Source organism: Salinisphaera sp. C84B14 (assembly GCF_040361435.1).
In the GTDB taxonomy this organism is placed as follows: Bacteria; Pseudomonadota; Gammaproteobacteria; order Nevskiales; family Salinisphaeraceae; genus Salinisphaera.
This window is the reverse complement of sequence record NZ_APNL01000010.1, coordinates 124,023-147,259: the sequence shown is the minus strand read 5'-3', so window position 1 is coordinate 147,259 and position 23,237 is coordinate 124,023. Positions and strand designations below refer to the sequence as shown.

At 61.9% G+C, this 23,237-nt stretch carries 25 protein-coding genes; all 25 read right to left on the bottom strand.

Going from position 1 to position 23,237, the window contains the following annotated elements; all coding sequences use genetic code 11:
• Positions 1-1,392, bottom strand: a 1,392-nt coding sequence (locus tag C84B14_RS10760; RefSeq protein ID WP_353223988.1) for an NADH-quinone oxidoreductase subunit N, incomplete at its 3' end; no start/stop codon positions are given.
• A 1-nt stretch (position 1,393) separates the two neighbouring features.
• On the bottom strand, positions 1,394-2,980 hold the full coding sequence (locus C84B14_RS10755; RefSeq protein ID WP_353223986.1) for a complex I subunit 4 family protein: 1,587 nt from the start codon (positions 2,978-2,980) through the stop codon (positions 1,394-1,396).
• On the bottom strand, positions 2,880-4,703 hold the full coding sequence (locus C84B14_RS10750; protein ID WP_353223984.1) for an NADH-quinone oxidoreductase subunit 5 family protein: 1,824 nt from the start codon (positions 4,701-4,703) through the stop codon (positions 2,880-2,882). Before C84B14_RS10750 ends, C84B14_RS10755 begins: the two co-directional genes overlap by 101 nt.
• A gap of 2 nt (positions 4,704-4,705) precedes the next feature.
• Positions 4,706-5,011, bottom strand: coding sequence for an NADH-quinone oxidoreductase subunit NuoK (gene nuoK, locus C84B14_RS10745; RefSeq protein WP_209064678.1), 306 nt, complete (start codon positions 5,009-5,011; stop codon positions 4,706-4,708).
• 13 nt (positions 5,012-5,024) lie between these two features.
• Complete coding sequence (locus C84B14_RS10740) at positions 5,025-5,627, bottom strand: NADH-quinone oxidoreductase subunit J family protein (protein ID WP_353223982.1); 603 nt, start codon at positions 5,625-5,627, stop codon at positions 5,025-5,027.
• Entirely contained in the window at positions 5,624-6,538 is a 915-nt protein-coding gene (locus C84B14_RS10735) for an NADH-quinone oxidoreductase subunit H (protein WP_123592616.1), read from the bottom strand. Before C84B14_RS10735 ends, C84B14_RS10740 begins: the two co-directional genes overlap by 4 nt.
• Positions 6,535-7,797 (bottom strand): NADH-quinone oxidoreductase subunit D-related protein, encoded by a 1,263-nt coding sequence (locus C84B14_RS10730; RefSeq protein ID WP_353223980.1) that lies wholly within the window; start codon positions 7,795-7,797, stop codon positions 6,535-6,537. Before C84B14_RS10730 ends, C84B14_RS10735 begins: the two co-directional genes overlap by 4 nt.
• Positions 7,788-8,138, bottom strand: a complete 351-nt coding sequence (locus C84B14_RS10725) for an NADH-quinone oxidoreductase subunit A (protein ID WP_123657066.1) — start codon at positions 8,136-8,138, stop codon at positions 7,788-7,790. The genes C84B14_RS10730 and C84B14_RS10725 overlap by 10 nt, the downstream gene beginning before the upstream one ends.
• 97 nt (positions 8,139-8,235) lie before the next feature.
• Positions 8,236-8,940 (bottom strand): copper resistance protein B, encoded by a 705-nt coding sequence (locus C84B14_RS10720; RefSeq protein WP_353223978.1) that lies wholly within the window; start codon positions 8,938-8,940, stop codon positions 8,236-8,238.
• Between the two features lie 97 nt (positions 8,941-9,037).
• Entirely contained in the window at positions 9,038-11,035 is a 1,998-nt protein-coding gene (locus tag C84B14_RS10715; RefSeq protein WP_348767929.1) for a copper resistance system multicopper oxidase, read from the bottom strand.
• 64 nt (positions 11,036-11,099) lie between these two features.
• Positions 11,100-11,792, bottom strand: a complete 693-nt coding sequence (locus C84B14_RS10710) for a c-type cytochrome (RefSeq protein WP_353220586.1) — start codon at positions 11,790-11,792, stop codon at positions 11,100-11,102.
• 764 nt (positions 11,793-12,556) lie between these two features.
• Entirely contained in the window at positions 12,557-13,183 is a 627-nt protein-coding gene (locus C84B14_RS10705; RefSeq protein ID WP_353223976.1) for a protein-disulfide reductase DsbD N-terminal domain-containing protein, read from the bottom strand.
• Positions 13,170-14,357, bottom strand: coding sequence for a protein-disulfide reductase DsbD family protein (locus C84B14_RS10700; protein ID WP_353223974.1), 1,188 nt, complete (start codon positions 14,355-14,357; stop codon positions 13,170-13,172). Before C84B14_RS10700 ends, C84B14_RS10705 begins: the two co-directional genes overlap by 14 nt.
• Positions 14,354-15,172 (bottom strand): TVP38/TMEM64 family protein, encoded by an 819-nt coding sequence (locus C84B14_RS10695; protein ID WP_353223972.1) that lies wholly within the window; start codon positions 15,170-15,172, stop codon positions 14,354-14,356. Before C84B14_RS10695 ends, C84B14_RS10700 begins: the two co-directional genes overlap by 4 nt.
• Before the next feature lie 36 nt (positions 15,173-15,208).
• The gene (locus tag C84B14_RS10690) at positions 15,209-15,844 is read right to left on the bottom strand and encodes a class I SAM-dependent methyltransferase (protein WP_006911940.1); all 636 of its coding nucleotides are present in this window, start codon (positions 15,842-15,844) and stop codon (positions 15,209-15,211) included.
• 147 nt (positions 15,845-15,991) lie between these two features.
• On the bottom strand, positions 15,992-16,627 hold the full coding sequence (locus tag C84B14_RS10685; protein ID WP_353223971.1) for a peroxiredoxin: 636 nt from the start codon (positions 16,625-16,627) through the stop codon (positions 15,992-15,994).
• A gap of 69 nt (positions 16,628-16,696) precedes the next feature.
• On the bottom strand, positions 16,697-16,984 hold the full coding sequence (locus C84B14_RS10680) for a hypothetical protein (protein WP_006911938.1): 288 nt from the start codon (positions 16,982-16,984) through the stop codon (positions 16,697-16,699).
• Positions 16,985-16,988: 4 nt separating this feature from the next.
• Positions 16,989-17,318, bottom strand: a complete 330-nt coding sequence (locus C84B14_RS10675; protein ID WP_353223969.1) for a hypothetical protein — start codon at positions 17,316-17,318, stop codon at positions 16,989-16,991.
• A 34-nt stretch (positions 17,319-17,352) separates the two neighbouring features.
• The gene (locus C84B14_RS10670; protein WP_161627807.1) at positions 17,353-17,763 is read right to left on the bottom strand and encodes a DUF411 domain-containing protein; all 411 of its coding nucleotides are present in this window, start codon (positions 17,761-17,763) and stop codon (positions 17,353-17,355) included.
• Between the two features lie 218 nt (positions 17,764-17,981).
• Positions 17,982-18,311: a hypothetical protein gene (locus C84B14_RS10665; RefSeq protein ID WP_006911935.1), complete on the bottom strand. Its 330-nt coding sequence runs from the start codon at positions 18,309-18,311 to the stop codon at positions 17,982-17,984.
• Between the two features lie 87 nt (positions 18,312-18,398).
• Complete coding sequence (locus C84B14_RS10660) at positions 18,399-19,976, bottom strand: multicopper oxidase family protein (RefSeq protein ID WP_123657086.1); 1,578 nt, start codon at positions 19,974-19,976, stop codon at positions 18,399-18,401.
• A 26-nt stretch (positions 19,977-20,002) separates the two neighbouring features.
• Positions 20,003-20,395, bottom strand: coding sequence for a hypothetical protein (locus C84B14_RS10655; RefSeq protein ID WP_353223967.1), 393 nt, complete (start codon positions 20,393-20,395; stop codon positions 20,003-20,005).
• Positions 20,376-20,882 (bottom strand): signal peptidase II, encoded by a 507-nt coding sequence (lspA, locus tag C84B14_RS10650; protein WP_021031445.1) that lies wholly within the window; start codon positions 20,880-20,882, stop codon positions 20,376-20,378. Before lspA ends, C84B14_RS10655 begins: the two co-directional genes overlap by 20 nt.
• Before the next feature lie 42 nt (positions 20,883-20,924).
• Positions 20,925-21,554, bottom strand: coding sequence for a cation diffusion facilitator family transporter (locus C84B14_RS10645; protein ID WP_006911931.1), 630 nt, complete (start codon positions 21,552-21,554; stop codon positions 20,925-20,927).
• Positions 21,555-21,643: 89 nt separating this feature from the next.
• A complete protein-coding gene (lnt, locus tag C84B14_RS10640; protein WP_006911930.1) occupies positions 21,644-23,182 on the bottom strand; it encodes an apolipoprotein N-acyltransferase in 1,539 nt (512 codons plus the stop codon).
• Between the last annotated feature and the right edge of the window lie 55 nt (positions 23,183-23,237).

Below are 23,237 nucleotides of genomic sequence, written 5' to 3'. Positions count from 1 at the left end.
GGCTTGTGACAGCATCCGCCAGAGAGGATCCGCCAAGCCGCCTAGAGCGATAGTAAACAACGCGCATAAGAAGACAGAGGTTGCCGCCCAGTAGCCGAGTGTGTGCATGGGCCGTGCCGGCTCGGCGAAATATACGGGTGCCAACACGCGTAGGTAGTAAACGAGCGAGACCACGGTATTGACCAGCGCGAGCACCGCCAGCCAGGCGTAGCCGGATTCAATCGTGGTGACGAACAGCGCCAGCTTGCCGACGAAACCGGCAAGCGGTGGAATACCCACCAGCGATAGGAAACTCAGGATCAGTGCGGCCGCGAGCAGCGGATGAGCGGTGGCGAGGCCGCGATAGTCGGCCAGGTTCGTGCGCCCGCGTAGTTGCGTCACGACACCAAATGCTGCGAGGTTCGCGACGGCATAACCTGCGAGAAAGAACAGCAAAGCCGGCAGGGCATAGGGGTCGAGCCCCAGCACGACAACCGCCATCAGTGCGTAGCCGGATTGCGAGACCGAGGACCAGCCCAGCATGCGCCGCACGTCATTCTGAGCAAGCGCGCCCAGGTTGCCGATGGTCATGGTCGCGACCGCGATCGTAGCAACCACGGCGCGCCAGGCAATGTCTTGCTGCGGGAACAGATCGACGAAGCGGGCCAGCGCGATGGCCGCGCCGACCTTGGGTGCAATAGTGAGAAAGGCGGCCGCGGGCGGCGGCGCGCCCTCGGCGACATCCGGCATCCAGGTATGGGCCGGCACGGCAGCGAGCTTGAACGCGACACCCACAACGACAAGGCTGAAGGCGACGAGCGTCATCCATTGCGGACTGTCGTTCGTGCGGGCGGCCAACTCGCCGTAGTCCGTGGTGGCAAACAGCCCGAACATCAACGTCACTCCGAGCACGAGTAGGGTGTTCGCCAACGCGCCAACCAGAAAATACTTCATGCCGGCTTCGACCGACAGCGGCCAGCTACGGTGGTACGCGGCCAGCGTATAGCCCGTCACCGAGGACAGCAGGACGGCCATAATCAGTTGCATCAGGTCTGCCGCGCCGGCAAGCAGCATGGCCCCGAGTGTGGCCAACAACAAGATCGCATAGTATTCGCCGTGGCGCCGGTCGCTGCGCAGCCATTCGGGCGTCAGCAGAACGCTCAAGGCAGCCGTGGCCAGGATGATCACGCGCGCCCAGATGCTGGCGCCGTCGAAGGCCCAGACCCCCGAAAAAGTCAGTCTCGGGGCCTCGCCCAATTGGGCGAGACAGAACGCGGCTGCCACGGTCAGACCGATGAGCGCGCCCGGGGCAGCCAACCACTGATCGCGCTCGCGCATGAAGCTCGCCGCCAGTAGCAGCACCACCGCGCTGACCAGAACGCTGAGTTCGGGGAGAACGTCGCTGACCGGCATCCTAGAACCCGGCCGTCAATAAGGCGGTTGCACTGTTGATCGGTGTCAGCAGCCAATTTGGATATATGCCGATCACCACGATCAGCAGTGCGAGTATGGCGAGGACGCCGATTTCGACGCGCGCGAGATCGCCGAAGCTCTTGCGGTCCGCCGGCAGCTCACCGAAAAACAGCTGTTGCAGCATCTGCAGGAAGAGCGCGGCGGTAATCAGAATACCCAGCAGCGCGATGGCGGCCAGCCACGGATAGACGCTGAAAGCACCGACAAATATCTGCAGCTCGGCAACGAAACCGGCGAGCCCCGGCAAACCCAGGCTCGCGAACGACGCGAGAACCGTGAAACGTGTGAGGTTCGGCGCGACCTGGCTCAGACCGCCGTACTGCTCGAGGTCGTAGTCGCCGGTGCGCTGCCAGAACGCGCCGCAGATTAAGAACAGCGCGCCGGTGATCAGTCCGTGTGCGACCATTTCTACGGTGGCACCGGTTAACGCCATCTGCCGCGCGGCCTGCTCGCCGCCTATCGTTGCGGCCGCGGCGATACCCAGCAGCACATAACCCATATGATTGACTGACGTATAGGCAATGCGGCGTTTGAGATCGCGCTGCGCCATCGAGACCAGCGCACCCCATAGGATCGAGATGACCGCCAGAACGGCCAGCGCGAAAGCATAGCGTGCGAAGGTCTCGCTGAGCATCGAATAGGGAATGCGAATGAGACCATAGGCGCCCATCTTGAGGAGCACGCCCGCGAGCACGGCCGAAGCCGGACCGGGCGCATTCACGTGCGCTGGCGGCAGCCAGGTATGCAGGGGTACGAACGGCGTCTTGATACCGAAGCCGACGACGAATCCCACAAGGACTAGCGTCGCGCGCAGGTCCATGCCTGCGAGTGCCTGTTCGGCGATCAGCGTACGCATGTCGAAGGTCAGCGGGTCGGTCGCCAGCACCAGGCCGATGATCGCCAGCAGAATGGCCAAAGAACCGGCGAACGTATAGACAAAGAACTTGATCGCGGCTCGCTCGGCATCGCCGTGGCCCCAACGCCCGATCAGGAAGAACAGACCAACCAGGCTCAGGTCGAAGAAGACATAGAACAGCGCCAGATCCAGAGTAAGGAACACGCCGAGCGATACCGCTTCGAGAAATAGAAACCACGCGTAGTATTCTCGCGCCCGACCCCGCGTTTCCGCAGGCCAAGCGATCGCCGCGACGAACAGCAGGGCGCTCATTGTGGCGACTACCAGCGCGATACCATCGACACCCATACGCCAGCCGATGCCGAGTGCCGGAATCCAGGGATAGTCGATGACGTACTGGAACGCGGGTGCGCCTGCGCTGGTATCGAAGCCGAGCCAGACCGCTGCGAGCAGGAGTAACGGCGCACTGCCTACGCCGCAGGCGAGCCATCGGTACGCTGGTTCATTCAGGCGTAAGAAACTGAACGCGAGCGCGCCCAGCAGCGGGATCAGAATGGTGGCCGTGAGCATGCTAGCGCCCCACAAAGAGAATGATCGCCAACACCACGGCGCCCGCGGCCATGAAGGCAAGATAGTGGTGTGAAAGCCCGGTCTGGAAACGGCGGCTGTCATCGCCGCTCAGGGCAAACCAGCGATTGGCGCCCTCCGGCAGGCCGTCGGCAAGACGGTCTAGCCCTCGATAGGCGACACGCGCTGTGAAGAGCCCGCCGGCGCCGATTCGGCGCACGGCGCCATCGATGATGGCATCGTCGAATCCTGCGCAGCGCTGTGCGAGCGCCTGAATGGGGCGCCCGATCAAGCGATCGATCGCGAAGGGCAGGCCAAGCCAGTCGGCGCAGCTTGCGAGCGCGCCGCTCGCGCCCAGGGCCGGGTGCTGGCGCGCGATCATGAGGCCGGCGTAAAGACCGACGCCGACAGCCAGCAACGAGCCAATGGTCTCCCAGGCCGGAGGCGCCGGAAACGGGGTCGCGAACCAGCCGCCCAACGCCTGCTGTATGACCGGCACCCAGAGTAGGGCTAGCGCCAGGCTGGCTGTGGCCAGCAAACCGATCGCTATTGTTTCGGTCGTTCGCGACGTGGCGGCGATATCGTCGGCACCGGGACCGTAGACGCTATAGACAAAGCGCATGGCATAGGCTGCGCTCAGGGCGCCGGCGAGCATGACGGCAAACGCCAACCAAGGGCTGAAATGCCCGGCCGCCGCGACCATCATTTCCTTCGTCCACGCTGCGCCCAGCGGCGGTATGCCGGCCAAGGCGAGCCCGCCGACCGCAGTTGCCACGGCCGTGACCGGCAGCACGCGGCCGAAGCCCATCTCCGTTAGGCTGAAACTCACGGCCTGACGGCCCGCGATGCCGGCGCTTAGAAACAGCAATGCCTTGAATACCGCGTGCGCCACCAGATGCAGCAGCGCTATTTCAGGATAGCCAGCGCCGACCGCGACGAACATCAAACCGTAGTGTGCAGAGGTGGAAGCCGCGAGCAATTTCTTTGCGTGAGGCTGGAGCAGGGCGGTCAGACCGCCTGCAAGCGCCGTGGCGAGACCGATGCCGATTGTGGCAGGTTCAAACCAAGGCATCTGAGCGAGTATCGGTTCGAGCCGGATCAACAGATAGGCCCCCGCAGCGACCATGGTGGCCGAATGCAGCAGGGCAGACACCGACGTCGGCCCGTCCATGGCACGAAACAACCACGGCGCGAACGGGAGCTGGCCGGATTTCGCGGCCGCGCTCAGTACGATCCCGGCAACCAGAATCGTTTGCTGCGGCCCACCGAGGGTTTCGAGCGCGGCAAAAGCGAAGGTACCCGTATCCCTGAACACGACCATGGCCGCGACGAACAGTCCGAGATCGCCGAAACGGGTCATCACGAATGCGTAGCGCGCCGAGGCCGCATGCGATACGCGTTGCCGTTCGTGCCCGATCAAGGCCCAAGAGCAGGCGCCGACTAGCTCCCAGCCGATAAGCAGGGTGATAAGGTCGGCCGCGATCACCAGCAACAGCATGGCGCCGACGAACAGCAGTAACAGCGATACCAGACGGTTCAAACCCTGCAAGCGTTCGTGGGCCGCGGCGTAGGCCAGCACGGGTAGCGCAATGACCGGTACCAGCAACGCCATGACGACCGACCGTGAGGTCAGCACCACCTCGAACTGAAGCGGGGTACTCCAGGCGAATCGTCCGACCCAGCCCTCCAGGCCCGCAAAAACCGTCAGCAACTGTGTGGCGAGCAGCACACCAAGGCCCGCAGCGCCCAGAGCGGGGCGGCGCTGCATCGGCGACGCATGAACGATCACGGCAGCGAAAAGCGGAAACAGGGCGACAAGCCAGAGCATGATCAATGCTTCAGCGTCGTCAGGCCTTCGGTGACATCAGCCTGGCGATTGCGGTAGACCGCAGTGATCAATGCGAAGCCTACGGCCATTTCGACCGCCATCACGGCCATCACGATAATGGTCAGCAGCTGGCCTGTCGGCAGGCCGCCTGCGGTAAGCGACCAGAAACCGACCGCTGCGAGCATGACGCCGTTGAGCATCAGTTCGAGGCCCATCATCAGCATCACGAAAGACTGTTGCGACAACGTGCCGTAGAGCCCGATGCCGATGAGCGCGGCGGCGACGACCAATATCGTTGTGAGTGTCATGAGCGCCTCTCGATCAGTGGTGATGATGGGCGTGGCCGCCGCCCTGTTCCGGCTGACGGCCCGCCGGCTCGCCACCCGGTTCCAGGGGCGGCGGTACCGAGCCCGTATCGGCGGCGCCGAAGCGTCCGCTGCGGCTCGACAGAATGACGCTGGCAACCATGGTTGCCAGCAGCGTGACACCGGCGGTTTCGAAGATGAGCATCGAGTCGCCGAGCAGTTCCTTGCCGAGACCGGCGACGACCTCGGTGCCCGGTGCGACCGGGTTGGAGGCAAAGCGCGTGACAATGATCAGACCGGCCAGTGCCGCGAAGAGGAAGACGCCGGCCGCGATCGAGAAACGGTGCTGGTGCACCATCATCATCGGATTCAGGCCCGCCGGGTTCATCATGTACATGACCATGAACAACGCCATCACCATCATCTCCACTGCCATCATGAAGACGGTCGCGATGCCGAGATATGGCGCGTTCAGCAAGACCATGATCAAGCCGACGGCGATGAACGACAGCATCAGGAGGAACGAGGCGCGAACCATCGAGTCGGTGCAGAACACGCGCCAGCCGCTTACCACGGCGATCGCCGCGAAGATCCAGAATGCGATATCGGTGACGTTCATAGCGCCAGTACTCCGGCCCATACCAGGTGCACGAACGATAGCGGCAGTAGCACCGTCCAGATCAAAGTCATCATCCGACTTGGCGAAATCCGAGCCAGCTGGTGGCTGAGGCCGACCAGGGCCAGAAGCACGGCTGCGGTCTTGAGCACCAGCCATACCGGCCCGGGCAGCCAGGGCCCCAGGTAGCCGCCCAGGAATACACTGGCCGCTACGGTGGCCACCGCTGTAAGCATCGCGAGCCGCGCGAATTCCCAGACCAGTCGCGGCGCGCCGGATACCTCGGCCGCGGTGCCGCCCGCAATATCCGCCGAGTCGGCATAGTTGAACGGGCCTCTGAAGCTTAGAGACAGGCCAAGCAGCAGGAAAAGCGGGAGCCCGAGCGGCTGGCGGATGACATTCCAGAGTTCGCGCTGGGATTCGATGATCTTCGGAACAGCCAGCGACTCGGCGGGCAACGCCGCGGCGATAAGCACGAACATGCTGATCAGCATCACCGGCAGCCCGATGGCGACATAGCGGTAGGCGCCGATCAGGCCGAGTTGAGAGTTGGCCGACCAACCGTGCAGGAAGACGACCACGACCGTCAGCGCTTCGACGGCGCCCCACCAGACGATGCCGACTTCGAGGTCCGCAAGCACGCTGGCACCGGAGAAGGGCACGAGCGCGACGCCGGTACCGGCCAGCCCGGCATACAGTGCAGGCGCCAGACGCCAGTTCAGCAAATCCGGCGCTTCAGTCAGATTGGACTGCTGGCGCAGCATCGTAGCGCACCGGTAGAGCGGGTTGGCGAGCGGGGCGCGCGGCGGTCGACCTTCGCGCGCGGCCGACCATAGACCGTCGAGCACGGCTATGTACCACGCCATGCCGAGGAGGAAAGCGACCCAGGCCACGGTCAGAACGATCGGGGTCATGGGGCCTCCAGTGGCGCCATGCGACACAGCGCGGCGCTATCGAAACTGTTGAGCACCAGCAGCGCCTCACTCCATTCAAGTCCGGGTAACAGCTCGGTTACGCGATAGTCGATCGGCGGTGCCCGAAGCGCCCAGGGCGCCTCGACAAGTGCGCCTTGGTCCATCATCGCGTCGGGTGCCGCCGAAACGAGTGCCAGCGCTTGTTCGGCTTCGTCGAACCATTGCGCCAGACGCGCTCGACAGTCGCTCTTCGTTTGCGTAACCGGCGTGAAGTCAAGTCGCGTGTACGTTGGGTTATCGCTGCGGTCGTCGATGGCGTCGCCGGCAGCGCGTTGTGCCGGCCCACCGAGTTCACGCGCCAGTCGGTCATCGATACGACCGAGCCCCGGCGCGAGCGCAGCACGCAAACCCGCGCGGGCGGCGGCTTTTCGCAGTGGCTCAATAGTGACCCTTTCGTTAGCGCGTACACGCACCGCCAAAATTTGGGCGCGGCGGCTCAATGTCGGCAATCCGACAAGCGACAGTACGCGGGCGATGCACACGAGATGGTGTGCAGCGCGTGCGCGCTCGATCTGAGCCAAGGCCGTCGTTTCGTGCAACAAGCGGTCGAACGGTACGCGATCGACGTCGCGCGGCGGATAGGGTGGGTGAACCACTTCGGCTGACTGGATCACGTCGCCCTGGAACGTGACCTCTAGTACCAGCCCAGCGGGCCAGTACGGCATGAACGGGCCGATCTGGGTGGTGTAGATATCCAGCGCCAGACCGTCGCGAATATCGGGCGTCGGCGGCATGGGCATCATGCGTCCATAGGGCACGCCACCCATCATTCCTTCGCCGCCTTGACCGTGATCGCCCTTGCCGCGCCAGGGAGCGGGTGGCTCGTCCGCGAGCCGGTGGGTCTCCGACGCATGGGCGCCGGAAATCAGGTTGCGGTAAAGCGCACGTAAAGAAATTACTGGATCGTCGGATGACGCAGCGCGCTGCGCTTCGTCCACGTCGTCGCCCTGTTCGTCTCCCCACCAGAACGTAGCGCGTGGGTGCGGCAGCTGGTCGTGGAGCCGGTCGAGATAGGCCTGGTCGCTATCCCGGACGCGGCCTGCAACCAACAGGATGCTGGCGTGTCGGGGTGTGGCGGTCACGTCGATATCCGCACTCTGCAGCAAGCGCTCGACGGCAGGGGCGCGGTCGCGCCCCATGGCCACGAATACCGGCACGGGGGCGCGTGCCGCCAGGCGTTCGAGCATCTTCACTGCCACCGGAAGATGCCTTCGCGCCAGCCGTAGAGGATGCCCACCGTGAGGATAGCGAGGAACATGCCCATCTCCGCGAGCGCCTTGACGCCTTCGGCGACGTACACGACCGCCCATGGGTACATGAACATCATCTCCATCTCGAAGGCGATGAACAGTAGCGTCATCGAGTAGTAACGCACATGAAAACGCTGCCAGGCGTGCGTGTTCGGTGCGCTACCCCCGAGAAACGGGATCTTCTGCGACTCGACCACGCGATCGCGACGAGTGCGTGCCGCGACCCACTGCAACAGCAGGGCGCCCGCCACGATCGTGCCCATGATGGTGAGTAGGCCCGTTAACGCCATTGCGTTTTATCCTCTTTGGCTCGCTGCAAGCCCGTACGCAAAGTCCACAGACATGCTAACGAGATGAACGCCCTCCATACATCCGGTGATTTCCCTATCAGTACCAGGCGCGGATACCGACCACGAAAGCGGTCGACGACGTTTCCTCACCTTCGGCCTGGGCGATGTCCTTGGTTTCGCCGTAGGTCTGCTCCCAACGCACGCCGATATAAGGCGCGAACTCGCGCTTGATCTCGTAGCGCAGCCGGATCCCCATCTCGGTGTTATTGAGACCGCTGCCCAGTCCGTATTCCGGCACATCCTGGGCTGAGGCATTGATTTCGGCCCGTGGCTGCAGGATCAAACGCTGGGTAAGCAACAGCTCGTACTCGAATTCGCCGCGGAAACTCACGTCGCCGTCTTCGCTAACGAACAACGCCGTATCTGATTCGAACCAGTAGGGCGCGAGCCCCTGCAGGCCGAGTACGGCAAAGCCGCGGTCCGGGTTTGGATTGACGTCGTAGCGCAGACCGGCCTGGGCGCTCCAGAAAGGCGTGATCGTGCGGTTGTAGAGTGCTTGGAACTCGGTGTCCTCGGGCGAGCCGCCGCGCATTGGGCCTTCACCCTCGGTCTTTAGCCAAAGTTTGTTGTAATCACCACCGATCCAACCCTGGGCGTCCCAGAGATAGTTGTTGGTGCCGTCGACATCACCGTATTCGAGGCGATCGATCAGAAAGAACTTATGGACCTGCTGATCGTGGATCGGTTTTTTCCAGTTGAGCGGTGCGCCGCTGTTCGGGTCGGCAGGCCCCCCGGGTATCACTGAGTCGAGATCGGCTTTGCCATCGGAGGCGGCAAGAGCCGGGGCCGTAGATCCCAAGAAAAGGACAGTCGCGCTGAGGATGGCTGGGGTCGATTGTTTAAGCATTGTTTTCTCCCGATTGATCGCTTACCCGCACGACGCGGAACATGCCCATTTCCATGTGATAGAGCAGGTGGCAGTGGAAGGCCCAGCGGCCGGGCTCGTCGGCCGTGACCAGCAGCGAGGCGCGCGAACCCGGCAGCACGCTCAGGGTGTGCTTGAACGGCAGGTGCTCGCCCTGGCCATTTTCAAGCTCCATGAACATGCCGTGCAGATGGATGGGATGTTCCATCATCGTGTCGTTGACCATGATCAACCGGATCCGCTCGCCGTACGGAAATTCGATCGGTGTGGCATTGGAGTACTTCACACCGTCGAACGACCACATATAGCGGTCCATATTGCCGGTGAGATGGATCTCGATGGTCTTCGACGGTTCACGCCGGTCCTGCATTGGAACGACGTTACGCAGCTGGCTGTAGGTGAGCACGCGATGATTGACGTCCTCCAGCCCGGTGCCGCGCTCGGCGAGGCGATCACGCTGTACGTTGGCGATGTTGATATTGCCGGCACCGTGCATGTCGGGGCCGTGCTTGGCGATCACCGGCCCGGATTGTTCCATCATTGCGCCCGTACCCATGGTCCCGGCATTCGGGCCCGTGCCATGGGCCATCTTTTTCATATCGTGGCCCATGCCGGCCATTTTTCCAGACATCTTCGAGTCGGCCATCTTGTGGCCTTGATGCGACATCCCGGCCATGCCCGATTCCTTTTTGGGCATGTTCATCTTTTGCATCGAGCCGTGATCCATCGCCATCTGGCCGTGGCCCATCGGTTTCGCGCTCTTGCTGTGCGACATGTCCATGCCGCCCATGTCCATCTGGCTCATGTCCATGCCCATATCCATCATCGTGCGCTGCGGCTGTTCGCGCAGTGCCGGCACGGGGGCGACCATGCCCGCCCGCGGCGCGAGCGTGCCGCGGGCATAGCCGCTGCGGTCCATGGTTTCGGCCATGATCGTGTAGGCCTGATCGGCCCGGGGCTCGACCACCACGTCGAAGGTCTCGGCCACGCCGATCTGAAACTCGTCGGTCTCGACCGGCTGCACTTCCTTGCCGTCGGCCGCTACCACGGTCATCGGCAAGCCCGGCATGCGGACGTTGAAATAGGTCATCGCGGAGGCGTTGATCACGCGCAGGCGAATACGCTCGCCGGGCGTGAACAGGCCGGTCCAGTTGGCATCCGGGTGTACGCCGTTCATCAGGTAGCTATAGGTGTAACCGGTGACGTCGGCGATATCGCGCGGGCTCATGCGCATGTCGCCCCAGGCAAGGCGATCCTTCAGCGTGGTGGCGACGCCGGATTGGCGAAAATCCTCGGCCAGATCGCCGAGCGTGCGCTCGCTGAAGTTGTAGTAATCGCTCATTTCCTTGAGCTTTGCGAGCAGACGATGCGGATCCTCGAAGGTCCAGTCGTTGAGTACGATGACGTACTCGCGGTCGGCATTGATGCCGTCGTCGCCTTGCGAATGAATCACGATCGGCCCGGTCTGGCCAACTTGCTCCTGCAGCCCGGAATGGCTGTGGTACCAGTAGGTGCCGGCCTGGCGCACCGGAAAATCGACTTCGAAGGTCTCGCCGGGATCGATGCCGGGAAAGGCGACGCCGGGCACGCCGTCCATCTGGAACGGCAGCAAAATGCCGTGCCAGTGGATCGAGGTCGACTCGTCGAGATGGTTATGCACCCGCAGGTGGGCGTTCTGTCCTTCCCAGAGTTCGACGATCGGGCCGGGCGTGGTGTGGTTCAGCGTAATGGCCGACGCGCGACCGCCGGCGATATCGATCATCTCGCGGCGGACATGGACGTCCATCACCACATCGCGTGCGGCGCCGCCCGGGACCTGAGCGGCGGCGGTGTCGAGGTATCTTGCCGCGCCAGCGGCCAGGCCGTTGCGGGCATAGGCTGGTAACAACGCATTGAAGCCGGCCAGCACGCCGGTCGCGCCCATGGCGCGCAACAGGCGACGCCGGTCGCTATCGTGTGTATGTCGAGTCATTTAAATATCCTCGTTATTCAATTGGTTCGGATGACATGCGAGCCGTGTTTCGACGATTGCACGCCTAATGCGCGTGCCCATCGTCGTGACCCGCGGTTGAGTCGCCGCCGCTCTCTGGCCCCTTGGTGCCCTCATCGTGATGCTCCTCGTTCGAGCCGGCGCTGTGCGCGTCGTTATGGCCTTTACTCGAGCCGGTCGTCGCATCCACTTCGCGAGTTGCGTTTCCACCACCATGATCGGGTGCGCCGCCAATGGCGTGGTGTCCGACGCCGCTCGCTTCGGCCCGTGCCAGCATTTGGTCATAGTCGGCCGCTGACATTCCCGGCAATTTCTCGACGAACGCGGTCATAGCCCACATGTCTGCGTCGCTGTGTGACGAGCCCCACTCGGGCATGCCGGACGCCTTGACGCCGTGCTTGATCACCCAGAAGATTTCGCTTGGGCTTTTCTCTTTGGCCGCGTGGGTGAGCTCGGGTGGTCTGGGATACATGCCGCGCGCCGCGACCGACTGTTGGCCGCCGGGCGGGGCATGACAATCGCTGCACATAGCGTCGAAGTTGGCAGCGCCTGCCAGTAACTGGTCTTCAGAGCCCAGCTTCGGGGCTTCGATGCCGGAGGCCTGTTGTTCAACCGAGCGATGGACCGTTTTCTGTAATGCCCAGCGCGTGATCGGCCAGTGTTCGCTAGTCGCCGCGACGTTATAAACACCGGAATAAATGACTCCGGCGGCTGCGCCGCCTACGATGAGCAAGCTCACGAGTAGGGTCGCTATGACAATTTTCCAAGTTCGCACAATGCGTCTCCGTGGGAACGGTGACGCAGCACGGCGCTCTAGGACTTTGCTGAGATAACCGCCAAGTGGCGACTTTCAACAATCTCCTAGTGAAACGCTATGCAAAAGCTGCAACCACCGTTCTGATTGATGTTCGGCGCATGCGTGATGCACCAAAAGCTTCAATTAGACGCGAATAGACGGCGGTCGATAGGGAGGGTGTTCGAACCCGGGTGCGACCGAAACAGACGCACGGCTCACCAAGTGCGCCGCAGGGGGAAACAGCGCATCAGTTCGGAAGCTGGTGTCGACTGCACTCGAGGAGCAATGGCCCATGAACGTGCAGCAGCACCGCTCATGGGATGGGGAGTCGCCATTACCCTGTACGTGCTTCGTCGCGTGCGAGTGCTCGCTGGCCGTCGCACCCGGGTTCGTAACAGCGGATGTTTCCGCGTTAGCGTGCTCGGAATCGTGCAGGCAAGATATCCCCGGAACGCCCGCCTGGGCGACCAAGGCTTGCAACAGCAAAATTAGAACCAAGAAGGCACGCATTCTTCTACTATATCAAAATGGACGAGGCTCGCAATGGCCGCCGGCTAAGTTTTGCTCGAGCAAAAAAGGTTTTTGTAAATCATCGAGGTTGGGTGGTTCTAAGGCGCGAGGCGCATGCATGCGAGGTCGGACATGTTCTCGTCTCTGCTTACATTAGCGACCGGAGACCTTAGAGTTTTTTGAAGCTTATATGCAGCTTAAGGTAGCGATGGGTTCGCGGTGCTCGGAATCGACGTAGAAAGCGTTGAGGGCGGAAGGCACAGCCCCGAGTCATTACAGGCTTGTACCACGGCCTCGACGGTGGGTATGTCGTTGTTGGCAACGTTATCCAGAGCTGCTATCAACTTAACCTTGCCCGAATACACCAGGATCGGGTCTTCAAGGCCGACGTCGAGTTCATCGCCCGGTGGGTATGCAAGCTCGGTCGATAACAGCACGCCGTTAGCAAATACCTTTATTTCGGTCGGTATAAGAAAGTCGAAAGAGGCGGGGTTGGCGTTGATATGCCACTCCGAAGCGATGTCCAGTTCTATTTGGATCGTATTGCCGTCGCGCGTTGCGTCGAGATCCACGTGGGCCGCGCTAAAACGTTGTGTTTGCGGCGGGGCGGAGTTCGAGGCTGTTGGTGACTCTGACGCGGTATAGAGGTCAACAACCTTCCGCTTGCCATCCCGGTTATTAACGGTCGACTGGTCGGTCGTCGATTGCACTTCGGATTTCGTACTAGGCGCGGTCCATTGCGAGAAAAGAAAAAGGCCGCTGACCGTGACCGCGATGGTCGCTGGCAACAGCCAAGTGAGGACAAAACTCTTACGGGTCGACACGCGTCTGCTCTCCACTGGTTTCGATGGCTGTTTTCAAAGTGCCCACCGTAAATAGATCGGGTAGGCGTCGGTGCACGGTCCCGTCCGGCTTCAAGACCACGGCGAAGGGCAGGCCGGCGCCACCGAAGGATCGTAGGTAGGCATCAAGCGCAGCGTCCGGCCGCGTGAGATCGGCGCGTAGAACGCGCATCTGGGCTGCATCGACGGATTTCACAATCGTGGCGTCGGCGTAAACGGTTTGTTCCAGAACTTTGCAGTTAATACACCAATCCGCCGTGAACTCGACAAGCACCGGCGCGCCGGCAGTGCGGGCCTCGGCAAGCGCGCGCTCCGTTAGCGGCTGCCAAGGCAACGCGTGCTGTGCGCCGGCCCCACGATCAAAGCCGAGCGTGACGGCGCCGGCCACGCCAGCGACCAAGACGAGCGCCGGTACCAAACGCGCGCCGAATCCGGGGCCGACCACCAATACGCGGATCAACCAGAAAGCCAGGGTCCCGAGCCAGGCGGTCCACAGCAGGGTGCCGACGCGTTCCGCGAGCACGGTCGTTGCAAAGAATGTCGCACCGGCCAGGAGAATCAAGCCCATGACCTGCTGCACGCGTGACAGCCATGCGCCGCTGCGTGGTATGCGTGTCAGTAGTCCGGGTTGGGCCAGCAGAACGAGGTAGGGCAGGGCCAACCCGACGCCCACCGCCATGAACAGCGCGAAGATCGTGCTCGGCGCCTGCGTGAGCGCAAATGCCATGACGCCGCCCAGGAAAGGCCCGGTGCAGGGCGCGGACAAGACCGCGGCCAGAAAACCGGCCAAGTAGGGTTCGGCATAGCCGTTGCCCTGGACGCGATAGACCCATTGGGGCGGTTGCACGCCGCGCCCCGCGAGACTGTAAACGCCAAGGCCGGCGAGCAGAAAGGCCAGTGCTGTACGAAACCAGAAAGCCTGGAACAGGGTGCCCCAGGTCCAGTTCAGCATGGCGGTCGCCAAAGCGAGCGCGCCGAAGAAGGTGAGCGTGCCGGCCAGCAGCGCGATCGCTGCCAAAAAGCGCTGTCGCGTACCGCTGCCCACCACACGCGCGATCGTGCGCAACTTGATGGGCAACGCGGGTAGCACACACGGCGTGAGATTGAGCAGCACGCCGGCGAACAGCGCCAGCAGGAGATTCGTCCAGATCGTCATCGCCTGGCGTTTTGGCGGCGGCGATCCCGCGCCCTGGAATGGTCGTGCTCGCGGTTTCGCTCATGCGCGCCCCGCGATCGGATGACGTGCGCCGCGCCGAACAGGATCAGCGCGGCGCCCCCCGCCAGAATCCAGATATAGGCCGGCAAGTGCAGCGCCTGACTACCGAGCAGTACGCTCAGTACGGTCAGCGGCAAAATGCCCACGCCAGTTGTCCAAACGAAGGTCCACCGTGGCACGCCGGCGAGTCCCGCGGCGTAATTGACCAGATTGAAGGACATGATCGGTATCAGGCGCGCGGTCAGCAGTGTCGTAATACTGCTATCACTCACGAATGCATCCAACCGCGCCTGGTAACGCAGCGGAACCAAGCGCGTCCGCGCGGCCGGGCCCAGGGCCCTTGCGATTTCGTAACTCAGTATTGCGCCGATCATTGCACCCGCCCAGGTGAGCAGTACACCCAGCCCGGAGCCGAAGACGACGCCATTGGCGATTGCGATCACCTCGGCCGGGAACGGTACGAACGAATGAGCCGTCATCAGGCCGATGGAAGCCGCAGGCGCCCAGGGGCCAGCGCGCTCAAGGAGCGTGCGCAAACCGTCACTACTGAAATCGATAGCAAACAGGCTGTATTCGACCAGGCACCAGATGATGACGATATCGATCCAGAGCAATGCCGCGGTTAGCACCACAGCCGCTATCAGCCACCCGCTGCGCGCGGTGCGAAGCAATGTGCGGAAGACCACGGCCAACAACACGAGGCCCAGTGCGGCCAACGCCAGGCAGACGAACAGCAAATCTGCGTTCATCGCCATCGGCCTTCTCGCCGATCTTTTCGTTTCGGTAGGAAATTAAGCTTGAACATGGGTACCACGGGCGGTCATGAGCCCCCAGAGCCAGTTGATTTTGTAGGTTTCGATCTGCACGGCGGCGTAGCCGCTTTCTTTGAGCATTCGAGCGCACTCATGCGTTCGATAGGTCCGTGCGTGCGCATGAGCGCGCAGCCGTTGATAGCGCTCGAACAGCCGGCACATCAGATAATCGCCACACCAGTCCGTGAGCATGAGCTGGCCGCCGGGTCGCAGCACGCGCTGCATTTCGATCAACGCGTCGAGCGGCCGCGCGACGTAGTGAAACATGCTGCAGGAAACGACGAGGTCGAACTGTGCGTCGGCAAATGGGAGCTGCTCTGCCCATCCCTCATGAAGCGCTATATCAGACGGGAGTTTGCGGCGCGCGATTTTGAGCATGGCGGGTACCGGATCCACGCCCACGAGCCGAGTTGGGGGATGAACGGTCGCAAGACGATAAAGCAGGGCGCCCGTTCCGCAGCCCACATCGAGTAATCGATCCTCCTCGCCCAGCGGCAAACGCGCGATCGTCTCCTGCATCGTCGCCTCGATATAGAACGACCACTTCCGATCATAGCGGCCCGCAATCCGAGCGTATTCCGCGACAACCTCTTGGTACGGAGCTTGGGTTTGCATGTCGGAAACAAGCCTTTGATTGGATGGCCGACGTCATGCATCGATCGGGTCCATACCCAGCGCGGACGGCTCATGACGTGATCGCCGGTAACGCCCCGGATACAGCAACGCGACGCGCCTGTATCCGGGGCAGCACACTCTCAGTCGTTACTTGTTCGGCTGCTTGGTCATGCGCAGGTAGGGCTTGAGTTCGTTCCAGCCGGCCGGGAACAGCTTCTCGGCTTCTTCATTGGACAACGCCGGCGACACGATCACGTCGTCGCCGTCCTGCCAATTGGCCGGGGTGGTGACCTTGTAGTTGTCGGTCAGCTGCAACGAATCGATCACCCGCAGAATCTCGTCGAAATTACGCCCGGCACTCTTCGGATAGGTCAGCGTCATCCGGATCTTCTTGTTGGAATCGATGATGAACACGCTGCGCACGGTCGACGTGTCGCCGGCGTTCGGGTGAATCATGTCGTAGAGTTCCGCGACCTTGCGGTCGGAGTCGCCGATGATCGGGAAGTTCACGGACTGGCCTTGGGTTTCCTCGATATCGGCCGACCAGCGTTTGTGATCATCCACCGAATCCACCGAGACCACGATGGCTTTCACATCGCGTTGGGCGAAGTTTTCCTTGAGTCCGCCGACCGCGCCCAACTCCGTGGTGCAGACCGGTGTGAAATCGGCCGGATGCGACATCAACATGCCCCAGCCGTCGCCAAGCCATTCGTGGAAATCGATCTCGCCTTCGGTGGTATCGGCGGTGAAATTCGGGGCGGTATCGCCTAGATGTAAGCTCATTTCTATACTCCTGTTCGATCAAGAAGAGGCCGGCGGCCACCGGGATTGGGGCCGCCGGCGCATTCGTGTCTAGCCCTTGTCGGTCGAACCGTCCGGGCCGTTCATATTCTCCATCTTGCTCTGCATCATCTTGTTGCAGGTTTCCATCATGTCGTTCATCCGGGTCATCATTTTCATCATCGGCATGTCCTTGTTGTTCATGCCCATGCCATGACCCTTTTCACTATCGTCTTGCATCATCTGCCCCATGTTGTCCGCGGGTGCCGACTGGGTATCGTCGCCTGGCGTGGCGGCGAGTACGGCGGGTGCGCCCGCGATCAGAGCGGCGGCAATAATCGTTTTTACTGTTGTACGCATGGTTCTAGTCCTCTTTGGATTGTGCAGAAGGCGCGCTCAACGGCGCTGTCTGCTGTGAATAACGGGTTTGCGTGTTTGGTTCCTGTCGGGCCGTTGAATCATCAGTAGCTTTCGGTCGCATGCTCCACATCATCCAGCCCATCATGATCATGCAGGGCAGGATGAACAGCAGCGGCCCGGCCCCGATGGCCACGACCCAGTTCCAGTTGAATACGAGCCCGATTACCGCGGCGACCAAGCCGCCCACGAGCACGCTGCGTGGCTCGAGCCAGCGCCGGGCCGGATGACCCGAGTCGGACGACGAAGTCGATGCTTCGGAATTGCAGCTTTTCACCATTGATTTCCTCGATGGTTGCCTGAAGACAGGCCTAATACGTCGTGTAAACGTCATCACTCAGCGTGTGAATCACGAAAGGTTCCTGCTTTTCGCCACCCATGCCGGGGGATCCCATCGGCATTCCGGGCAGCGAGATGCCACGGATATCGGGCTGTTCGTCCAGCAGTTTGTTGATTACTTGCGCCGGCACATGGCCGACGACGACATAGTTGCCGACCATCATGGTGTGGCAGGAGGAGAGCTTGGCGGGCACGCCGTGCTGACGGTTGATGCCGGCCATATCGTTGGTGTCGAGCACTTCGACGTCGAAACCGTTTTCATTGAGGTAGTCGGCGTATTTCTCGCAGCACATACAGCCGGGGTTGTGATACAGGGCGGCCTGGATCGGCGCCGCGAAAGCGATGCCGGTAAAGGCCGAGGCAAACGCCAGGAGCGACCACATCGCTATGGCGCGAATTAGAATGTTCTTCATCGGAATATGACTCCACGTGACTTGAATCGATGTGTCCGGATTCATCCTCAGGGGCACGGTTTTCGCATTACCCGTATTTCGTCGGGTCACGACGATCGTGTGCTGCGGAGCGCTGCGGTCGGGCACAAATTGCCCGAGCGACCGCCAGGAAGAATCCGAGGAACGTGGCGCGTTAGGCGCCCGTCGGATCAGGCGTGGAGGTCACGCGGAGGGAAGGGATCGGGGCCATCCAGCAGCCGGCCGCGATGGGCGGACGGGGAAGGAAACAGCGCCGCGGGCGCCGGATGAAAAACCGGCATATCGGTACGGTTCATGCTGGCGACCATCGCGCAGGCGGCCACGGCACAGCTGGCGGTAGCCGATGCCGAATGCGGCTGATTCGACAACTCGTTCTGGCAAAGTGCGCAATCGTCCATCCGGGTCTCGGACTCCATGGACCATGCCATGACCGCGGGGCTCGCCAGTACGCTGCCGAGCATAACGATCATCACGAGCAATTGGGCAATGAACCGCTTCATATAAAAACTATAGGGCTTGGATTTTATCTTTACAAGACTGAAGCCGGGTACGGAGTCGAGGTTTTTTATACACGATAGTAACTCGGTTTATGAACGAACGCGGTAGTAACGCATCATGCCGTTATCCTCGTGTTCCATGTTGTGGCAGTGATACAAATAAAGCCCCTCGAAGTCGGCGAAGGTCAACGCGACACGCACGCGTTCGCCCGGCAACACAAGCACCGTGTCGTGTAGCCCGGAATCGACCAGTCCGGCCGCCAGACCGCTCCAGCCCCGGCGGCCGCCGATTTGCTCTCGCCCGACGACCGCGAACTGCAGCCCGTGCACGTGCATGGGATGCGGCATCATGGAGTCATTGACAAATTCCCAGACCTCGGTGTGTCCCAGGGGCACGATTTCGTGGTCGGCCACGGTGGCGCCTTCGAACCGGCGGCCGTTGATGGCGAAGCCGCGCATCATGACCATGCCCAACTTGAAGCGGCGCAACGGGGTGTCGCGCTCGACCGGTGGCGTCTGCAAATCCTCGGCGAGACGTTCAGGCAGTCGTTCCTTGCCGCGTTCGCGCCGTGTTACGCGCAAGGCGAGTAACGGGACGCGTGTGCCTGCGGGGAGGTCTGCGCCGCCCATCATGCCGCTACCCATCATTCCGCCGCCCATCATGTTGTCCATCATCCCGGCCTGGTAGCTGTCGCTGAGCAGGCGCAGTTCATCGCCGGGGTCGTTTGCGGATAAATCCACCCACAGATCGATGCGCTGGGCCGGCGCCAGGGCCACGAAGGGATATTGGCGCGGCGCCGCCAGCAGGCCACCGTCGGTGCCGAGCACAGTCATGGGCCGGCCGTCGCTCCAGGCCAGTTTGTAGATGCGCGAGTTGGAGCCATTGAGTATTCGTAGACGGTACGGCCGGGTGGCGACTTCGCGTGCGCTATCCGGTTGTCCGTTGACCAGGATGCGGTCGCCGAGAAAGCCGCGCATGCGGGTCATCATGGTGCCCATGCCGCTGCCGATATAGGTCAACTCGTTGTCGCCGGCGAAGCGGCGGTCTTGCAGAACCAGGATCATTTCCTGATCCCCGGCCGGCAGCCCCAGGGCGCGCTCGGCCTCGTCCTCGATGACCAGCGGGCCGGCCAAACCCGCATAGCTTTGAAAGCCCACCCGGCCGCCGTCCGGTCCGTGCGGGTGCGGGTGGTACCAATACAGCCCGGCGCGGTCGCGCACATCGAAGGCTACGGTCATGGCTTCGTCGGGCTTGATCGGCAGCCGTGGCTGGCCGTCCACATCCGGCGGCACGTGCAGCCCGTGCCAATGCACGGTGGTGTCCTCCGGCAGGCTGTTCTCCAACCGGGCGTGGAAACGCTGGCCGCGGCGCAGCCGGATCAGCGGCCCGGTGTAGCTGTCGCCCACCGGGGTGATGGTATCCGCGGGGCCATTACGCAGTTCGGCCGTGTAGCGCCAGACTTCGCTTGGCGTGCCGGGCAAAATGGGCACGGTATCCGGACGCGCGCGCAGCCGAATGTCGACGTCGAAGGGGCCATTTTCGAGGCCGTAATGGCCCGCGCCTTCGCGTTTCGTACCCGCGGCCGCGTTGTCTTTACACGCCGTCAACAGAGCTGTGGGCGTCAAAGCGGTGATACCCGCAAGGCCGCCCACGCAACGCAATAGCATGCGGCGTCTGGGGTCGATAGTCGTCATCAGCTACGCAGGTATTTGATCAGCGGCACCACGGCGAGCACCAATACGCTCAACACGAGAAGTGCAAACAGCACCCACGCGGCCATCATCGGGCCACCCATCATGCCGCATTGCATCATTGATCCGTTCATCAGACCGCCGTCGCCCATGCGGCCCGGGCCGGTCTGTCCCGCGGCAGGGGCGATCCCGATAATGGAGCCAAGCAGGCTCAACAGCAATGCTACGAATAGCTTCATGGTGTTTTCCATGCTTTTGGTCGGTAGAGATTCAGGTATCGAGCCGTACTTGTCATTCAAAATTACTCTAGCGTGCCCGGCCAGCGGTGGGGATTCGGGCAGCCCGAGCCGGGACTCAGCGATCGGGCCGATACGCTCACTCGCGGTATCTTGCATGTGCCCACATCAGTGATGCAGCGCCGGTTGTGATCCAGACGTCGGCCAGGTTGAATGCCGGCCAGTGGTACTGTGCGAAATGGAAATCGAGAAAGTCCACGACGTAGCCGCGTAGCAGGCGATCCGTCAAGTTGCCCAGCGCACCGCCTAAAATCGCACTGAGCGCGATCCCTTGACCTTGCGAAGTCACCCCGCGCCACAGCCAGCGCAACAGAAAGGCCGATATGACAACGGCGACACCGATCAGGAATGCCCGTTGCCACCCACCCGCATCGGCCAGAAAGCTGAATGCGGCACCCGTATTATGTAGATGTGTCCAGCTAAAAAACTCTGTGACGGCTCTGCGCTCACCATAGTCAAGATAGGTGCTGGCCGCGTACTTGGCTGCTTGATCTACGAGCAGCAGCGCAAGAGACAACCCCAGCCACCGCAGCTTGTCGGTCGGGCTAGCACTTTTCAGCGTGCCGCCTATCGACCCCGTAGACACGAGCTGTGACTCCTGTTCGCAGTGCACGTATATATCGCCACGTCAAAGGGCTCCCGTGGGCGACGATGCCTGAAGTTCGTCTCGCGTTTTGCGCGCGTCCTTCAGGATGCGGACACCGCCGCGTAGGACGATGAAACCAACGACCAGACCGATAATGAGGTCGGGGTAACGCGTGTCGAAGTAGTAGACAAGCGCGCCGCCGACAATGACGCCAACATTGGCGATCACATCGTTGGCCGAAAAGATCCAACTCGCGCGCATATGGACGCCGCCTTCCCGATGGCGGGCGATGATGAGCAAACACGTGATATTCGCGACAAGTGCCGCCAAGCCCATCGCTATCATGTAGGCGGGCTCGGGATCGCTGCCCATAACGGTCCGCCGGACCACTTCGCCCAAGGCGAACAAAGCGAGCAATATCTGCACAACGCCGCCAATGGAAGCCGCGCGCGCCTTGTGATGGACGGCGCGCCCCACCGCATACAGCCCGGCAGAATAAACCGCCGCATCGGCGAAGTTGTCGAGTGAATCGGCGATCAGCGCGGTGGAGCCGCCCAGCAAACCAATCCCGAATTCAGCCAGAAACATGACGCCATTGATCGCCAGCAGCCAGTAGAGCGCCTTTTGTTGGGCCTGGTCTTCGGCCTCGAATTCACAGCCGCAATCGGCCATCGCGTGTTACCTCCACCGGCGCAATCGTGCACCGACTCTGTTGAACATATAGCGACGATAAAACCTCTAGCAACTAAAGGGTCAAGCAGTCAGCGCGAAGAATCCCTTTGCCTTTTCCCTGCCCAAACGAGCATGCTCAGCGCGATCCCAATGAAAGCCAGTACCGGCTTGTCCCGCCAGCGGACGTAGGGCGTGGTCCCCGTGCGCGGTGTAACCTCTGCCGGCAAAACAGTCGACTCGAACTGTGGCGCGCGGGCCAGCGCTTGACCGTTGTGGTCGATCATGGCCGTGAGGCCGGTGTTGGTTGAACGTAAGAGCGGACGCCCAGTCTCAATGGCGCGCATTTGCGCAATTTGCAGATGTTGATGCGGCCCGAGGGAATCCCCGAACCAGGCGTCGTTACTCAGGTTGACCAACAACTGCGCGGCCGGGAGCAGGTCGGCGACTTCAGCGCCGAACGCCACATCAAAGCAAATCAATGCACCGATGGGCACGCCGGAGGCATATAGCAGTCGCGGTCGCTGGCCTGCACTGAAGTCTTCTACCGGCGCGCCCAGGATATTGAGCCATGGGCCGACGAGTCCGCGCAGTGGGACGTATTCACCGAAGGGCACCAGATGGCGCTTGTAATAGAACCGACGCGGACGAGCCAAACTGACGGCGGCATTGTATGCCTGGCCTTGGTCGGTGCGCACGGGAATCCCGAGTATCAGGGTCGATCCGCGTGCGCCGAGGCGTGTTTGGAATCGGTCTAAATATTCAGAGGCTTGACCGAACCACGCCGGCACGGCGGTTTCCGGCCAGACGATAAGGTCGGTTCCCGCGTAGGGTTGGGTAAGCGCTCGATAGCGCCTCAAGGTGAACGCGAGCGCCTCCGGCTTCCACTTCCTGTCTTGTTTCATATTCCCCTGCACAAGCGCGACGGACAGGGGTTTGGCGACCGGCTCGGTCCATTCACGATCAAGCAGTGATGTGCCGAGCAATAGCGCCACCAGTGCGCCGCTTGTGATTGCCAGGCGCCACAAGCTGAAACGAAGCATCGTCCACGCCAGAGCACCTGCCATCACGGCCACAACAAAGCTCACGCCCAGCACGCCAAACACCGGTGCGATTGCGGCAAGCGGTGTGCCGATCTGGCTGTAACCTAGAAAAAGCCAAGGAAAGCCGGTCAGGAACCAGAGCCGGACCCATTCGCTCAATACCCATGCCGCCGGCAATCCAAGCCACAGTGCGAAACCACCCGTCCGCGAGCATAAGGTGCGCACGAGAAATATCGCTGACCACGGGAACAAGGCCAACAAGGCCACAAAGGCCGCAGTGAGGAACATGGCAAGCGCAGGCCCGCTGCCGTAGCGACTGATGCTGATAAACACCCAGGACACGCCTACGCCGAAGTAACCCAGGCCGAAGAAATAGCTCGTCCAGAGCGCTTGGCGTTTCGGTAGATGGGCGGCCAGTAGGAATAGAGCAGCCGGCGACAGCACGGCGAGCCAATACCAACCCAACGGCGCGAAAGCTAGCGGCAGAAGCGCGCCAGCAAGCAAAGCCACGCTATAGACCGCGAGCAGGCCCGGGAATACTGTTATGTTGCGCGCCGGCACGCGGTTGATCAATGCTTGCTTGCACACACGATATTCCTACGCTTGAGTTGCCAGCGGGCGATAGGAGCGCCACGATAAATCC

Coding starts and splice junctions, on each gene's coding strand:
- C84B14_RS10655 (WP_353223967.1), bottom strand. CDS start 20,395: ATGCAAGATACCGCGAGTGAGCGTATCGGCCCGATCGCTGAGTCCCGG.
- C84B14_RS10660 (WP_123657086.1), bottom strand. CDS start 19,976: ATGCTATTGCGTTGCGTGGGCGGCCTTGCGGGTATCACCGCTTTGACG.
- C84B14_RS10725 (WP_123657066.1), bottom strand. CDS start 8,138: ATGGCGTTAACGGGCCTACTCACCATCATGGGCACGATCGTGGCGGGC.
- C84B14_RS10750 (WP_353223984.1), bottom strand. CDS start 4,703: ATGCTCTGGCTTGTCGCCCTGTTTCCGCTTTTCGCTGCCGTGATCGTT.
- C84B14_RS10645 (WP_006911931.1), bottom strand. CDS start 21,554: ATGGCCGATTGCGGCTGTGAATTCGAGGCCGAAGACCAGGCCCAACAA.
- nuoK (WP_209064678.1), bottom strand. CDS start 5,011: ATGACACTCACAACGATATTGGTCGTCGCCGCCGCGCTCATCGGCATC.
- C84B14_RS10665 (WP_006911935.1), bottom strand. CDS start 18,311: ATGAAGCGGTTCATTGCCCAATTGCTCGTGATGATCGTTATGCTCGGC.
- C84B14_RS10685 (WP_353223971.1), bottom strand. CDS start 16,627: ATGAGCTTACATCTAGGCGATACCGCCCCGAATTTCACCGCCGATACC.
- C84B14_RS10715 (WP_348767929.1), bottom strand. CDS start 11,035: ATGACTCGACATACACACGATAGCGACCGGCGTCGCCTGTTGCGCGCC.
- C84B14_RS10740 (WP_353223982.1), bottom strand. CDS start 5,627: ATGAACGTCACCGATATCGCATTCTGGATCTTCGCGGCGATCGCCGTG.
- C84B14_RS10670 (WP_161627807.1), bottom strand. CDS start 17,763: ATGTGGTCGCTCCTGGCGTTTGCCTCGGCCTTTACCGGCATCGCTTTC.
- C84B14_RS10680 (WP_006911938.1), bottom strand. CDS start 16,984: ATGCGTACAACAGTAAAAACGATTATTGCCGCCGCTCTGATCGCGGGC.
- C84B14_RS10700 (WP_353223974.1), bottom strand. CDS start 14,357: ATGACGATCTGGACGAATCTCCTGCTGGCGCTGTTCGCCGGCGTGCTG.
- C84B14_RS10695 (WP_353223972.1), bottom strand. CDS start 15,172: ATGGCGATGAACGCAGATTTGCTGTTCGTCTGCCTGGCGTTGGCCGCA.
- C84B14_RS10755 (WP_353223986.1), bottom strand. CDS start 2,980: ATGACAGCCGCCGTTTCCAGACCGGGCTTTCACACCACTATCTTGCCT.
- C84B14_RS10735 (WP_123592616.1), bottom strand. CDS start 6,538: ATGACCCCGATCGTTCTGACCGTGGCCTGGGTCGCTTTCCTCCTCGGC.
- C84B14_RS10690 (WP_006911940.1), bottom strand. CDS start 15,844: ATGCAAACCCAAGCTCCGTACCAAGAGGTTGTCGCGGAATACGCTCGG.